The 13,373-nt window shown below is 60.3% G+C and carries 12 protein-coding genes; 10 read left to right on the top strand and 2 right to left on the bottom strand.

Features of this window, described 5'->3' with window-relative positions; genetic code table 11:
- Positions 1 to 322 precede the first annotated feature (322 nt).
- From I2D57_RS09250 to I2D57_RS09240, 3 genes are all read left to right on the top strand, one after another.
- On the top strand, positions 323 to 1,147 hold the full coding sequence (locus I2D57_RS09250; protein ID WP_195362268.1) for a PfkB family carbohydrate kinase: 825 nt from the start codon (positions 323 to 325) through the stop codon (positions 1,145 to 1,147).
- The gene (locus tag I2D57_RS09245; RefSeq protein WP_226812458.1) at positions 1,140 to 1,469 is read left to right on the top strand and encodes a TIGR04076 family protein; all 330 of its coding nucleotides are present in this window, start codon (positions 1,140 to 1,142) and stop codon (positions 1,467 to 1,469) included. The genes I2D57_RS09250 and I2D57_RS09245 overlap by 8 nt, the downstream gene beginning before the upstream one ends.
- Positions 1,470 to 1,652: 183 nt before the next feature.
- Complete coding sequence (locus I2D57_RS09240) at positions 1,653 to 3,014, top strand: ATP-binding protein (protein WP_195362267.1); 1,362 nt, start codon at positions 1,653 to 1,655, stop codon at positions 3,012 to 3,014.
- 186 nt (positions 3,015 to 3,200) lie between these two features.
- Here the strand turns inward: I2D57_RS09240 and I2D57_RS09235 are convergent, their stop codons facing one another.
- Together I2D57_RS09235 and I2D57_RS09230 are read right to left on the bottom strand one after the other, a co-directional pair.
- Positions 3,201 to 3,647, bottom strand: coding sequence for a low molecular weight protein-tyrosine-phosphatase (locus I2D57_RS09235; protein WP_195362266.1), 447 nt, complete (start codon positions 3,645 to 3,647; stop codon positions 3,201 to 3,203).
- Between the two features lie 51 nt (positions 3,648 to 3,698).
- Entirely contained in the window at positions 3,699 to 4,943 is a 1,245-nt protein-coding gene (locus I2D57_RS09230) for an MFS transporter (protein WP_324249224.1), read from the bottom strand.
- Between the two features lie 252 nt (positions 4,944 to 5,195).
- Here I2D57_RS09230 and I2D57_RS09225 point away from each other — a divergent pair, with 252 nt between their 5' ends.
- From I2D57_RS09225 to prfA, 7 genes are all read left to right on the top strand, one after another.
- Positions 5,196 to 6,065: a hypothetical protein gene (locus I2D57_RS09225; protein ID WP_195362265.1), complete on the top strand. Its 870-nt coding sequence runs from the start codon at positions 5,196 to 5,198 to the stop codon at positions 6,063 to 6,065.
- A gap of 108 nt (positions 6,066 to 6,173) precedes the next feature.
- Positions 6,174 to 7,067 carry an aldose 1-epimerase family protein gene (locus I2D57_RS09220; RefSeq protein WP_195362264.1) on the top strand — a complete coding sequence of 298 codons (894 nt, stop codon included), beginning with the start codon at positions 6,174 to 6,176 and terminating at the stop codon, positions 7,065 to 7,067.
- Positions 7,068 to 7,348: 281 nt separating this feature from the next.
- Positions 7,349 to 8,275 (top strand): transporter substrate-binding domain-containing protein, encoded by a 927-nt coding sequence (locus tag I2D57_RS09215; RefSeq protein WP_195362263.1) that lies wholly within the window; start codon positions 7,349 to 7,351, stop codon positions 8,273 to 8,275.
- Positions 8,276 to 8,284: 9 nt separating this feature from the next.
- The gene (locus I2D57_RS09210; RefSeq protein ID WP_195362262.1) at positions 8,285 to 9,433 is read left to right on the top strand and encodes an amino acid ABC transporter permease; all 1,149 of its coding nucleotides are present in this window, start codon (positions 8,285 to 8,287) and stop codon (positions 9,431 to 9,433) included.
- Positions 9,434 to 9,455: 22 nt separating this feature from the next.
- Positions 9,456 to 10,241: an amino acid ABC transporter ATP-binding protein gene (locus I2D57_RS09205; protein ID WP_195362261.1), complete on the top strand. Its 786-nt coding sequence runs from the start codon at positions 9,456 to 9,458 to the stop codon at positions 10,239 to 10,241.
- 72 nt (positions 10,242 to 10,313) lie between these two features.
- Complete coding sequence (locus tag I2D57_RS09200; protein ID WP_195362260.1) at positions 10,314 to 11,729, top strand: M20/M25/M40 family metallo-hydrolase; 1,416 nt, start codon at positions 10,314 to 10,316, stop codon at positions 11,727 to 11,729.
- A gap of 289 nt (positions 11,730 to 12,018) precedes the next feature.
- Positions 12,019 to 13,086 (top strand): peptide chain release factor 1, encoded by a 1,068-nt coding sequence (prfA, locus tag I2D57_RS09195; protein ID WP_055252487.1) that lies wholly within the window; start codon positions 12,019 to 12,021, stop codon positions 13,084 to 13,086.
- Positions 13,087 to 13,373 lie beyond the last annotated feature (287 nt).

Here is a 13,373-nt window from a genome sequence, read left to right as displayed (position 1 = left end):
GGACGAAGTCCGGGCCCGCGCCTTTAGACGCGAGCCCGGGGCCCGTGGGTTATACCCTAAGAGCAAACCACCCTTTTTAAGGGTGGTTCTGATTTCACGTCACCTTGTCACAAATGCGACCCGCTCGCTGTCGCTGCCAAAACATCGGCGTTGTTATGAGTAGTCATTGGGGACGTTCTTAAACGACTAGCTTCCTTCTTTCCGTAACCTTTCCGCAACAATTTGCCCTTCGCGCTGCCCGACTTCGCTCGTAACGTCCCCTGCGCTACACTTAGTCGCACTGTGGCGCTGCTGCGCCGCGCCCGAACTAAGGGGGACACTCATGAAGAACACTCAGCTGCTGCTGATTAACGATATGTGCGGCTACGGCAAGGTCGCGCTTTCTGCAATGCTGCCGGTGCTGTCGCACATGGGCTACCGTATCCATAACCTGCCGACGGCGCTGGTGTCCGATACGCTCAACTATCCCAAGTTCTACATCCATGACACCACCGAGTACGTGCGCCAGAGCCTCGCCATTTGGGAGGAGCTCGGCTTTGAGTTCGACGCCATCTCCACCGGCTTTATCGTGACCGAGGAAGAGACGCGCATCATTTCGGATTTCTGCCACCGTCGCGCGCAAAAGGGCACCAAGGTGTTCGTCGACCCCATCATGGGCGACAACGGCAAGCTCTATGCCGGCGTGCCCGAGTCCACGATCGGTCTCATGCGCAGCCTGCTCGAGTGCGCCGACTATGCGGTGCCAAACTACACCGAGGCCTGCCTGCTCACCGATACGCCCATTGCCGAGCAAATCACGCCCGATGAGGGCCGCGCTCTTGTGGATGCCGTGCGTGTCCTGGGCGCCAAGTCGGTGGTCATTACGAGCGCTGTGGTCGACGGTGCGAATGTCGTCATCGGTTACGACCATGTGGCGGGGGAGTACTTCACGATTCCCTTCGAGCTGATTCCGGTCTACTTTCCGGGCACGGGCGACACGTTCTCGGCGGTGCTTATCGGCCGCGTTATGGCCGGTTGGAGCCTGCAGCGCGCGACGAGCGATGCCATGCGTGTGGTAGCGGAGCTCATCGAGCGCAATGCCGACCAGGAGGATAAGTCCGCCGGCCTTCCCATCGAGGCCTGCCTGGATGTGATTGACCATGAGTAACGCCGACGAGAGCAGCACCGAGGCGGCGGGCGAGAACAAGCCGCTCGGTGCCCCGCGCGGCAGGCGCCCACGTATTCGCATTAGCTGCGTGGACCAGCTGGGCACATGCCGCTGCCATCACGGGCACAAGCCGGGTGACGTCTTCGACTTCGACCGAGACCGCGGCAAGATGTGTGCCATGGCCTGCCATGTGGGCTTTCCCTATATCGATATCCTGCGCTATGGCGGAACCGTGCCTGGCAACGAGCCCGGTACGGCAAAGTTCTGCTGCCCCGAGGTCGATACGCTGAACGTCTGGCTTGCCGAGATCGTCGACGAGTAGTCGAGCGCAATGTGACAAAGGGACAGTCCCTTTGTCACATTCGCCGGGGCTGCCCCTTCTTTCTGCTTATAATCCTAAATCTCTGCATTTCATCCGATTTTAGGTTCTAAAAATCCTACATTTCATCGATAATCAAGCGCATAGAACTTTGCATTTCATTTGATGACACTGAGGGGAGAGCCTATGCTGCACAGGAAAATAGCGGCAGAGCTGGAGCGTTGGCTGAAGTCTGCCGAGCAAAAGGCCTTATTCATCACGGGTTCTCGCCAGATCGGCAAAAGCTATTCGATTCGCGCGTTTGGCAAAGCCAACCACGCAACCTACATCGAACTCAACCTCATGGAAAATCGCCAGGCAAAAGATGCTCTTCTCGAGGCGCGAGATGCCGATGATTTCATCAGCAGGGTGACGCTTCTTTCGGGAAAGCCGATAGCGCCAGGCAAAACGCTCGTGTTTATCGATGAGGTCCAAGAGGCCCCCGACATCATGACGATGGCAAAGTTCCTTGTTGAGGACGGGAGGTGCCGCTGGGCGTTTTCGGGGTCAATGCTTGGGACCCAGTTCAAGGGTGTCAGGTCCTATCCCGTGGGGTATGTCCACGAGCTTAGGATGTTCCCGCTCGATTTTGAGGAGTTTTGCTGGGCAACCGGGGTGAGCGAGGGGGCTCGCCAAACGATACGCGACGCGTGTATCAGCGAGAAGCCCATTCCTGGTTACATTCATGACGCGATGATGGCAAACTTCAGGACCTATACCGTTGTCGGCGGAATGCCGGAGGTCGTGCAGCGTTTCCTTGACACGCAGGGCGACCTTGCCTCTGTTCGTCAGCTACAGTCCGAGCTCAACGAACAGTACCGACGGGATATTTCCAAGTATGCAAGCGGGCGTGCCCTTCAGGTGCAGAGCATCTACGATCAGCTCCCCATTATGCTTGAGGGCGAACACAAGCGTTTCGTGCTCAATTCCATTGACCCCAAGGCGCATTATGAGAAGTACCAGCGAGATTTTGTCTGGCTTGTCGATGCCGGCGTTGCTCTCAAAGCCGATATCGTAACCGAGCCAAAGTCGCCCCTGCTCAAGACGACACGGCCATCGCAGTTCAAGCTATACCAATCGGATACGGGCATGTTGATGGCGCGCTACCCCGTTGGAGTCGCCCAAGCGGCGTATCTTGATAGCAAGGAGCCCAATCTGGGCGGCATTTACGAAAACGTGGTGGCCCAGCAGCTGGCTGCCCAAAATCGCCAGCTTTACTACTATCAGACAAAAAAGCGCGGTGAAGTGGACTTTGTGGTCGATGGACCGGATGGGACGGCTGTTCCGATCGAGGTTAAATCGGGCTCCTATTACCACGCGCACGCTGCGCTCGGTCATGTGCTTGATACGGCTGAATATGGCGTAAGGCTCGGGATTGTTTTCTCGAGAGGCAACGTTGAGCGCAACGGAGCGGTTCTCTATTTGCCGCTATATGCGACTTGGGCCCTTACGGATGTTTTGGGCGACTCCTGTGCCGAGGGGATAAAGCTGGAGGTCAAGCCGGTCTAGGGCCAGTCCCGGATGTGACAAAGGGACAGTCCCTTTGTCACATTCATGAGTGTGGATTTTCTCCCACCGAGATAACGAGCGTGGATTTTCTCCCGTTTAGAGCGCACTCGAACGCTCAAAGTGGGAGAAAATCCACGCTCGTTTTATGCCGATGGCGTGGCCCGTGTGCCCGCGCCGCCCGAGCGCCTACAGCTGCTCGAGCATGGCGGTGCAACCGGCGAGTACATCGCGGTAGGTGGCGTCGAAATTGCCGGTGTACCAGGGGTCGGCCACGTCGCCGGGGCGATCGGTCCAATCGAGCAGGCGCGAGATCTTGCCATCGGGGTCCTTCCCAAAAATTCGGTACAGGGCGCGGGCGTTCTCGTCGTCCATATAGACAATGCGGTCCCAGTCGCCATACTCCGCGCGACGCACCTGACGTGCGCGATGTGCGACGACGGGAATCCCGACCTCGCGTAGCTTGGCAACGGTACCGTGGTGTGGCGGGTTGCCGATCTCCTCGGTCGAGGTCGCCGCGGAATCGATGGCAAACTCCGCCTCGCGCCCAGCGCGGCGCACGAGCTCGGTAAACACCGACTCGGCCATCGTCGAGCGGCAGATGTTTCCATAGCAGATAAACAGTACACGTTGCATATGCGGTTTCCTTTCGATCGCCATCATCGAGCTCGAGTATCGCATCTACGCCTACGCCCTCGCCCGCCTGCGTTCCCAGCGAGCCAACTTAATCGTCACCAGCGTAAGCACCCAGGCCACAAGCGAGAACGCGGCACCCACTGCGCCTACATATGCAATGCCAGCTCCGCTTACCACGGCACCGCCCACCGCGGTGCCAAACGAAATGCCGACATTAAACGCCATGGGTTCTACCGAGCTTGCGAGCACCATCGACTTGGGGTGGCGGCTGCGTGCCACGTCCATAAAGTGTGTGATGCACGAGACCGAGAACAGGTACATGAGCAGCGCCAAGCTAAAGACAAAGACCAGCGCGAGCGGCATGGTGCTGCCCACAGCAAACAGTCCGAGTAACGCTGCAGCCTGCAGCACAAACGTCACGAGTAGCGCCTTCATGCCAAAGCGCGCATCGATCCATCCGCCCAGGATGTTCGAGATCAGACAGAACACGCCGTAGGCCATGAGCGTGGTACTGGCTTCGACCGTGCCCATGCCCAGCACCTGCTCAAGATAAGGCGTCACGTAGCCATAGAAAACGTAGACCGACCCCACGCCAAACAAAAAGATGAGCATGCCGGTGACGATGCTCGGCTCGCGCAGCAGACCCGCCTGCTCGCGAAAGGTGGCGGGCTCGTCGGTTTGCCCAGCGCGCGGCATAAACGCCACGAGCGCTCCGCAGATCAGAACGGCAAAGGTCAGCGTGCCGTACATGGCCACGTGCCAGTCGAGCGTGTCGGCCACAAACTTGCCGATCGAAGTGACAAAGACCATTGCCACGGAAAACGCGCCGTACACCACCGAGATGGCGAGTGAGGTCTGCTGCGGGGACAGCAGCTCGGGGATATACGTCACGCCCACGGCGAGCAGTGCGCCCGAGACGGAGCCCAAGATGATGCGCGAGGCGAACAGCACTTGAAAGTTGGGTGCCAGCGCCATGACCAGGTTGCCGAGCACAAAGACGATGCTATAGCACACGAGCAGCTGATAGCGGCGAAAACGCCCCGTGCTGAGCGCGAGCACCGGCGTCGCGATAGCGTAGACCAGTGCGAACACGCTAATAAGTTGGCCTGCGGTGGCAAGCGATACGCCGAGTTCCGTTGCCAAGTCACTTTCGATGCCGATGACCACGAACTCGGAGCAGCCGAGCGAGAATCCCAACAGCACGAGCAGCGCCAGGCAGAGCTTGGTGCGCGCGGGGGAGAGCGCGGCGGCGGTTGACTTACTTTTAGGCGTGGTTGCGGCGGTCAAGGTTGTCACTCCAATGTCGCATGAATAAGCGGGATTCAATCCCTGCAACTCTAACAGAATGTGACGAAGGGGCAGTCCCTTTGTCACATTGCGCTGCCGGCCAGTCGCCCAAACCATCACAACATTCGGCGAAAACCTCGAAATCGAGGAAAAGCGTCGAATGTTGTGACGGTTTTTGTGTCCGGCGCGGGTGAACTTCGGTGTCGTCTGGGGGTATAAGGCTAACAAGTGTTTATTTGCGAGGCCTAAGGGGCGCCCCGTATGGATATCGATAACTTTGAATGGTGGTATAGCGAGGGTGAGGCTCCGGACGAGGAGTGGGACGAGCCCACGCCGCGTGACGTGTCGAGCGACGAGGACGAGACCGGCACCGTCGTCGCCGCCGACTCGGACGCCGCCCTCGACCCTGTCGAGCCCTTGACCTTCGAACAAGCTTGGGCCCAAGCTGAGGCAGACGAGGCTAAGGCCGATGCCACGGCCACACTGGGTGAGCCAGCCGACATGTCCATCTCGCCGGCAAAGACCCCGCAGCCGCGTCACACTATCGACCCCGACAGCACGGCATCCTTCAGCATTCTCGACGTGCCCTCGCAGGGCGCTCAGGCGCCCGCGCCCACGCATCGTCCCGACTTGGCTCGCGAGGAAGACGCGGGCCGCCGCTCGCCGCTCGGCCCCATCCTTATCGCCTTCATGGCCGGCGTCATCGCTTGCTCGGCGATCGGAAATGTCTGGAGCCATGTGGAGCAACAGCGCAAAGATGCCGCCAAGGTCGAGATGTCTGTCGAGCAATCGCTCAGCCGCACGCGCTCGGTACATGTGTCGGTCGAGATCAAGGACGGCGCGACGTGGGACACCGCGCGCGGCGACAGCCAAATGCTCATCCACATCGTGGGGCGCACGCTCAAAGGGCAGGCGATTGACGAGTATCAATACGTCAATTCCGCTGGTGACGGCATCGAACTTAAGCCCGGCGACTACGAGCTCACCGTCGATGAACCGCCCGTCGCCACCGACGGCACGCGTTTCCGCGCCTCAAAGCGCATGGTCCCCGTGAGCTTTAACTCACAGGCGCCCGATACGGTCGACACCACGCCGCAGGGCGGGTTTGATCTTTACGTGGATACCCAGTAGGCGCTCGCCGCTCATTCCGCTATGGCTACTCAATAATCGCCTGCCGTCTCGCCGCCAAGAGTGGGACAATAGCCCTCGACACTATTGTTTACTTTTGGAGGAAGTAGCATGTCTACCGTCACTACCATCAAGCGCGGCGGCCTCACCGCGGCCATCGATTCCATGGGTGCCCAGCTCGCGAGCCTTGCTCTCAACGGCAACGAGTATCTGTGGCAGGGCGACCCCGCCTTTTGGGGCAAGCATGCGCCCATCCTGTTCCCCATTGTGGGTTCGCTGCGCAACAACACGGCAACGTCTGCGGCCGGCACCTGCGAGATGCCGCGCCACGGACTCGCGCGCATCGTCGAGCACAAGCTGGCTGAGGTTTCGGAGGACGGCTCCTCGGTAACGTACGAGATCACCGATACGCCCGAGTCGCTCAAGGCCTTTCCGTTCCACTTTAAGCTCAACATGACCTATGCCCTGACTGGTGACGCCACGCTTACCCAGACCTTTGCCGTTACGAACACCGGCGACGTGGACCTGCCGTTCTCGGTGGGCGGCCACCCCGCGTTTAACGTACCGGCTCCCGGTGCCGAGGACGAGGCATTCGAGGATTACGAGCTGGCTTTTACCGAGGCTTGGACGAACGAGGCTCCCATCATCACGCCCGACGGTCTTATGACGTTCGAGGGTAGCTACAAGGCTCCCGATAACTCGGACGTGCTGCCCATCACGCACCGCAGCTTCGATAACGATGCCATCATGTTTACCGATACTCCGGGCTCCACGCTCACGCTGCGCGGCCGCAAGTCGGGCCACGGCGTCAAGATCGACTTTGAGGGCTTTAAGTACATTGGCGTGTGGTCTGCCGCCAACGACGCTCCGTTTGTGGCACTCGAGCCCTGGACCGGTCATACCACCATGGACACCGAGGACGACGTCTTTGAGCACAAGGTCAACACCATTACGCTGGCTCCCGGCGAGACGGATGTTCGCAGCTTTAGCGTTACACTGCTCTAGAGGTTCCGCCGTTCTAACGAACGGCGGGCCGGTCGACGCTGCGCGCCGCCCAGAGCGACAATTTGTCATTCAAAAGGTAAGGCATGACCAGAAGGTCTATGCCTTGCCTTTTTCATGCCTAGTCGTTGGGGACGTTCTTGTTTGACCGGTCGTTTAAGAACGTCCCCAACGACTGCCAATCGTTTTCAGTTCGTAAACTTGTATATATGCATCTACAGGAGGTCGCGCTGAGCGGTATCCTGTTACGTCGTTAGCATACGATTCAACAGGGAAGGCAGATTATGCATTCTCCCCATCAACGCGACGCGCATCCACAGCCGGTATGCAGTCGTCGCATCTTTTTGGGTAGCGCTCTCGCCGCGAGTGCTACCGTCGTTGCCGGCGCGCTCGCCGGCTGTCAGCGCCCGTCCACGCTCAAGGTGGTTCAGCCCACGACGGGCGGCGGTCGCGACGACCTGTCCGATTCCGTGATCGGCAAGGACAAGATCCGCATTGGCATGGAGGCGGCCTACGCCCCGTACAACTGGCAGGTTTCCGAAGCCAGTGAGTACACCATCCCCATCGACAACGTGCAGGGCGCCTATGCCGATGGCTACGACGTGCAGATCGCCAAGATCGTCTGCAAGGCCCTCGGTGGCGAGCCCGTTGCCGTCAAGCAGAGCTTCTCGGGCCTTATCGATTCGCTCAACAACGGCCAGATCGACCTCATCATCGCCGGTATGAGCGCCACGCCCGAGCGCGAGGAGTCGGTCGGCTTCTCCGACCCGTACTTCATTGGCTACTTTGGCCTGTTCGTAAAAGAGGGCTCCCCCTACCAAAACGCCACCAAGCTCAGCGACTTTAGCGGTGCCACGGTGCTCGGCCAAAAGGACACCATGCTCGATACCGTCATCGACGAGATCCCGGGCGTTGTCCACAAGAACCCGGTCGATTCGGTCCCCACGGTGTTCTCGAACCTGCTGCAGGGCACGTGCGATGCCGTGACCTACAACACCGAGAACGAGAAGGGCTATATGGCCCAAAATCCCGGTATCGTCCCCATCCATTTTGCCGAGGGCGAGGGCTTTAAGCAGGAGGTCGCGGCAAACGTCGGCTGCCGCAAGGGCTCGGACAAGCTGCTTAAACTCATCGACAAGACACTCAAGGGCATTAGCCAAGAGGAGCGCGACCAAATGTGGGACGCGTGCCTCGATCGTCAGCCGGCATAGGGAGGCAGCATGAAAACCATCAATCGTCTGGCCTCCTTTATCAAGGCCGACCACCGTTATGTGTACCTGGGCACGAGCGTTGTCGCGGCGCTCGGCCTGGCGTTTAGCCAACGCAATCCCACACCGCTGAGCTTCTTAGCCCCCACCGGTATCTTCCAGGATTGCCTTTGGGCAATTCTTTGGGCCTGGCTCGTCGTGTCGGCGGCGGCGCTGGTCACCAAGCTCATGCACTGGAACGACTATCGCGAGGCGTCGCCGTTCGCATCCGAGCGTTTCCGTCGTGGCGCACGCTTAGGCAGCTACGTCGTGGTCGCCATCGCGGCGATCTTTTTCGTGGACCGCTGCGTCATGTCATTTATCGACCTGGTGCAGGTGAGCATTGTCTCGGACTCCAACCCCAGCGACTTTTTGTCGAGCCTGGTCTACATGACCTACAAGAGCGGCGACTTCTTTATCCGCGGCATCGAGATCACCATCGCACTTGCGACCTTCGGTACCGTCATCGCCTTTTTCCTGGCGCTGCTCTTTGTGTTCCTGCGTATTCAGACGTTCGACCGCGTGGATAACGATCTGGTGCGCTTCTTTAAGAGCATCGGCCGCGGCTTTGCGACCGTCTACTCTACCATCGTGCGCGGCACGCCCATGATGGTCCAGGGCCTGCTCATCTATTACGCGGGCTTCACCGTTTTGCGCGGCATGGGCTTCGAGACCGCCCAGGCCAACCAGATTTGGAGTACCTTCACCGCCGGTCTCGTCACCATCTCGCTCAACTCCACCGCCTACATGATGGAGGTCCTGCGCGGCGGCATCGAGTCTATCGATCCCGGCCAGGCCGAGGCGGCGCGCTCGCTGGGTCTGTCGCAGTGGCAGGCCATGCGCAAGGTCGTGTTCCCCCAGGGTATTAAAAACGCGATCCCCGCACTCACCAACGAGCTCATCATCAACATCAAGGATTCGTCGGTGCTTTCGGTCATCGGCGTGTTCGACCTCATGTACGCCACCACCACCGTCGCCGGCGTGTACTACCGCCAGATGGAGGTCTACTGCGTGGCGCTCGTGGTCTACCTGATCCTGACGCTCGTGGCGAGCCGCCTGCTCGAGGCCTTTGGCAAAAAGCTCGGCGCCGAGGCCCCGGCAACGCTGCCCAGCTCCAACTAGGCTCAAGACGAGGAGAATCATCATGGCAGATATCGCCACTACCGGCACCGCGGCCGCCGCACAGACCAATGAGCCGCTTATCCGCGTCGAGGGCCTGCGCAAGAGCTTTGGCTCGCTCGAGGTGCTTAAGGGCATCGACCTGTCCATTAACCCCGGCGAGGTCGTTACCATTATCGGCGCCTCGGGCTCGGGCAAGTCGACCTTCCTGCGCTGCCTCAACCTGCTCGAGACCCCGGACGCGGGCCATATCTGGTTTCACGGCCAGGACCTTACGGCCGAGCGCTGCAACATTAACAAGCTGCGTGAGGACATCGGCATGGTGTTCCAGGGCTTTAACCTGTTCAACAACATGGATGTGCTCGACAACTGCACGCTCGCGCCCGTCACGCTCAAAAAGATGAGCAAGGCCGAGGCCGAGAAGGTCGCGATGGAGCATCTGACGAGCGTGGGGCTCGAAAAGTTCGCGCACGCCGCCGTGGGCCGCCTATCCGGTGGCCAAAAGCAGCGCGTGGCCATCGCGCGCGCCCTGTGCATGAATCCGCAGATCATGCTGTTCGACGAGCCGACCTCCGCACTCGACCCCGAGATCGTGGGAGAGGTGCTCGAGGTCATGCGCAAGCTTGCGGCCGACGGCATGACCATGGTCGTCGTCACGCACGAGATGGCCTTTGCCCGAACCGTGTCCGACCGCGTGGTCTTTATGGACAAGGGCGTGGTGCTCGAGGATGCGGCACCGGCCGAGCTCTTCGGCAATCCCAAACACCAGCGCACCCGCGAGTTCCTCTCGCGTTATCTCGAGGACAAATAACCGACCGCAAACGCTTACGTTGCAGGGCCGCTCCGGTGGGGCGGCCCTCGTCATCACAATCGAAAGGATGTCATGGCCGAGGTTTGGCGCTTCTTTGCGCATGAGGATGATTTTGCCGATTTGGACGAAGCTGGCGCGTGCGAACGCCTGGGCCGCGTGCTGTCGTTTTCGACCGTCTCGAGCATGGATGCCGAGGCGGTGGACTGGCAGCCCTTCGACGACCTGCGCGCCTATATGCAGCAGGCCTGGCCGCGCGTGTTTGCGGCGGGCGAGGTCGAGTTTGTCGACCATTCGCTGTTGGTGACGCTTAGCGGTTCCGACCCTGACCTCAAGCCCATTATGCTCATGGGCCACATGGATGTGGTTCCCGTGGTGCCGGGTACCGAGGCCGACTGGACGCACGACCCCTTTAGCGGGCACGTGGACGACACCTACATCTGGGGCCGTGGAGCGATCGACATGAAGGACCAGGTCGCAGGCATTCTCGAGGCTGTCGAGTATGCGCTGGCGCACGGTTGGGAGCATGAGCGCACGCTGCTCCTGGCCTTTGGCCAGGACGAGGAGACGACGCAGTACGGCGCAGGCGCCATCGGCCGCGCGCTCGAGGAGCGCGGTGTTGAGCTCGAGTTCCTGATCGACGAGGGCGACTACCGCATCGTTTCGGATGCCGAGTACAGCGCGGGCGAGGGTTGGCTCATGCACGCCGACCTCGCGGAGAAGGGCTATGCCGACATTGTGCTCAAGACAAAGAGTGTGGGTGGACATTCTTCCAACCCCTACGGCGGCACGTCGCTTGAGGTGCTCAGCCGTGCCATCACCGCAATCTGCGATATCGAGTGGCCGACGCGCGTGACCGACTTGCTTGCCGCCCAGCTCGTCGAGCTGGGGCTCTACACGGCGGATGAAATTGCCGCCAACGGGGGCGCCATTGTCCGCGATTGCCTCGCCAGCAAGAAGCTCTATCCGCTGGTGACGACCACCTGCGCACCCACGCAGATCGAGGGTGGCAGCACCGGCGCCAACGTAATGCCGCAGGATATGTGGGCCAACATCAACTTCCGTATGCTCGAGGGCACGAGCGTGGCCGACGTTGTGGCGCGCTGCCGTGAGGCGGTTGCCGGGGCGGACCTTGCCGGTCGTGTCGAAGTGGAGCTAGGCCCCGGCAGCTCCGAACCCTCGCCGTCCCCGCGCATCGGTGGCCCCGGCCTCGAGGCGGTTCGCTCCATCGCCGCCCGCTATTTCCGTGATCCAAAGGGGACGGAGGAAAATGGATCATTCGAGCCAGTGGCAATTGTGCCCTCGACCGTGATCGGTGCGACCGATGCTGCCAACTACCAGCGCATTTGCCCTGAGTGCATTCGCTTCTCGGCCTTTGTGGTTGATGACGACGAGTGTGACCGCGGCGTACACGGCACCAACGAGCGCATCACCCGCCGCGCCTACCTCCAGGGCATCCGCTTCCTCGTCGCTCTGCTTCAGACGCTCTAGAGTGTGACAAAGCGACAGTCCCTTTGCTAGCCGTTGGGTGTTCTTAAACGACTAGTCGTTAAGGAACGTCCCCAACGGCTACGTCCAATCAATCCGTGCGGGTTATATGCAGGTTTGCCTGCGCACGCTATCATGTATGGGTTAGACCGCAACTATGTACCCCATACGCGAAGGGATGCGCATGTATCTGAAGATCGACATGTTCTAGCCGGGCTTACCCCCGCAGTGGCGCCGCGCGCCCCATCAACTCTGCCGATTTTCACCTTCACGCATATAAAGGAGTCCCGCCATGCGCGACAAGCTCGAAAAGATCATCAAGGCCTACGAGGAGCTCGAGAAGAAGCTCTCCGACCCGGCCGTCGCCTCCGATATTAAGGAGTTCACGCGTCTCAACAAGGAGTACGCGCACCAGTCCGACCTCATCGCGGCCTCGCGCGAGTACATCGGCGCGCTCGATGACATCGAGGCCGCCAAGGAGATGCTCCACGATACCACCGATGCCGATGAGAAGGAGATGCTCCAGATGGACATCTCCGAAAACGAGGCCAAGCTTCCCCAGCTCGAGGAAGACATTAAGTACATGCTCATCCCGAGCGACCCCAACGACGACAAGAACACCATCGTCGAGATCCGCTCCGCCGCCGGTGGCGACGAGGCGGCCATCTTTGCCGGCGATCTGTACAAGATGTACCAGCGCTTCTGCGAGTCGCGCGGCTGGAAGACCACCGTACTCGACTCCAGCCCCAGCGAGGCCGGCGGCTTTAAGTCCATCGAGTTCAAGGTTGAGGGCGACCGCGTCTACTCCGTCATGAAGTTCGAGTCCGGCGTGCATCGCGTACAGCGCGTCCCCAAGACCGAGTCCCAGGGTCGCATCCAGACCTCCACGGCAACCGTCGCCGTGCTTCCCGAGGCCGAGGAGATCGACGTTCAGATCAACCAGTCCGACCTGCGCATCGATACCTACTGTGCCTCCGGCCCTGGCGGTCAGTGCGTTAACACCACCTACTCCGCCGTGCGCATCACCCACCTGCCCACCAACACCGTGGTGCAGTCGCAGGAGCAGCGTTCCCAGATCCAGAACCGCGAGGTCTGCATGCAGATGCTGCGTGCCCGTCTGTACGAGATGGAACTCGAGAAGCAGCAGGCCGAGCTCGGCGCCGAGCGCCAGAGCCAGATTGGCCACGGCAACCGTTCCGAGAAGATTCGTACTTACAACCAGCCCCAGGACCGCGTGACCGATCACCGTATCGGTTTCAACTCCACCTACAACGGCGTCCTTCTGGGCGATCAGCTCGGCACCGTCATCGAGGCACTTGCCGCCGCCGAGCGAGCCGAGAAGCTGGCACAGGCCGTTTAAGTTACGGCGTTTTACCAAACGCCGTAACTGCTCGACGCTGCGCGCCACCCAGAGCGACAATTTGGCATTCAAAAGGCAAGGCATGACCAGAAGGTCTATGCCTTGCCTTTTTCATGCCAACTTGTTCGCTCTGGACGTCGCTCGCTGTCCGTCCTCTACCTGCGGCGTTGCCATCGCTGCCGAAGACGGCAATTGATTAGTTGGCACTTAGGGACGTTCCTTTTAATATGAGCAGGACATTGTCAAGAGGCAAAATCGGGCCTGGCCCCAACGATATGGGGTCAGGC

Origin of the sequence: Collinsella aerofaciens (assembly GCF_015553355.1) — a bacterium.
Classification (GTDB): domain Bacteria; phylum Actinomycetota; class Coriobacteriia; order Coriobacteriales; family Coriobacteriaceae; genus Collinsella; species Collinsella aerofaciens_V.
The sequence above is the reverse complement of the archived record's forward strand: the minus strand, read 5'-3'. Positions and strand labels throughout refer to the sequence as shown.

Excerpts from the sequence above, each read along its gene's own strand:
- I2D57_RS09250 (WP_195362268.1), top strand. The coding sequence starts at position 323 with ATGAAGAACACTCAGCTGCTGCTGATTAACGATATGTGCGGCTACGGC.
- I2D57_RS09245 (WP_226812458.1), top strand. The coding sequence starts at position 1,140 with ATGAGTAACGCCGACGAGAGCAGCACCGAGGCGGCGGGCGAGAACAAG.
- I2D57_RS09240 (WP_195362267.1), top strand. The coding sequence starts at position 1,653 with ATGCTGCACAGGAAAATAGCGGCAGAGCTGGAGCGTTGGCTGAAGTCT.
- I2D57_RS09235 (WP_195362266.1), bottom strand. The coding sequence starts at position 3,647 with ATGCAACGTGTACTGTTTATCTGCTATGGAAACATCTGCCGCTCGACG.
- I2D57_RS09225 (WP_195362265.1), top strand. The coding sequence starts at position 5,196 with ATGGATATCGATAACTTTGAATGGTGGTATAGCGAGGGTGAGGCTCCG.
- I2D57_RS09220 (WP_195362264.1), top strand. The coding sequence starts at position 6,174 with ATGTCTACCGTCACTACCATCAAGCGCGGCGGCCTCACCGCGGCCATC.
- I2D57_RS09215 (WP_195362263.1), top strand. The coding sequence starts at position 7,349 with ATGCATTCTCCCCATCAACGCGACGCGCATCCACAGCCGGTATGCAGT.
- I2D57_RS09210 (WP_195362262.1), top strand. The coding sequence starts at position 8,285 with ATGAAAACCATCAATCGTCTGGCCTCCTTTATCAAGGCCGACCACCGT.
- I2D57_RS09205 (WP_195362261.1), top strand. The coding sequence starts at position 9,456 with ATGGCAGATATCGCCACTACCGGCACCGCGGCCGCCGCACAGACCAAT.
- I2D57_RS09200 (WP_195362260.1), top strand. The coding sequence starts at position 10,314 with ATGGCCGAGGTTTGGCGCTTCTTTGCGCATGAGGATGATTTTGCCGAT.
- prfA (WP_055252487.1), top strand. The coding sequence starts at position 12,019 with ATGCGCGACAAGCTCGAAAAGATCATCAAGGCCTACGAGGAGCTCGAG.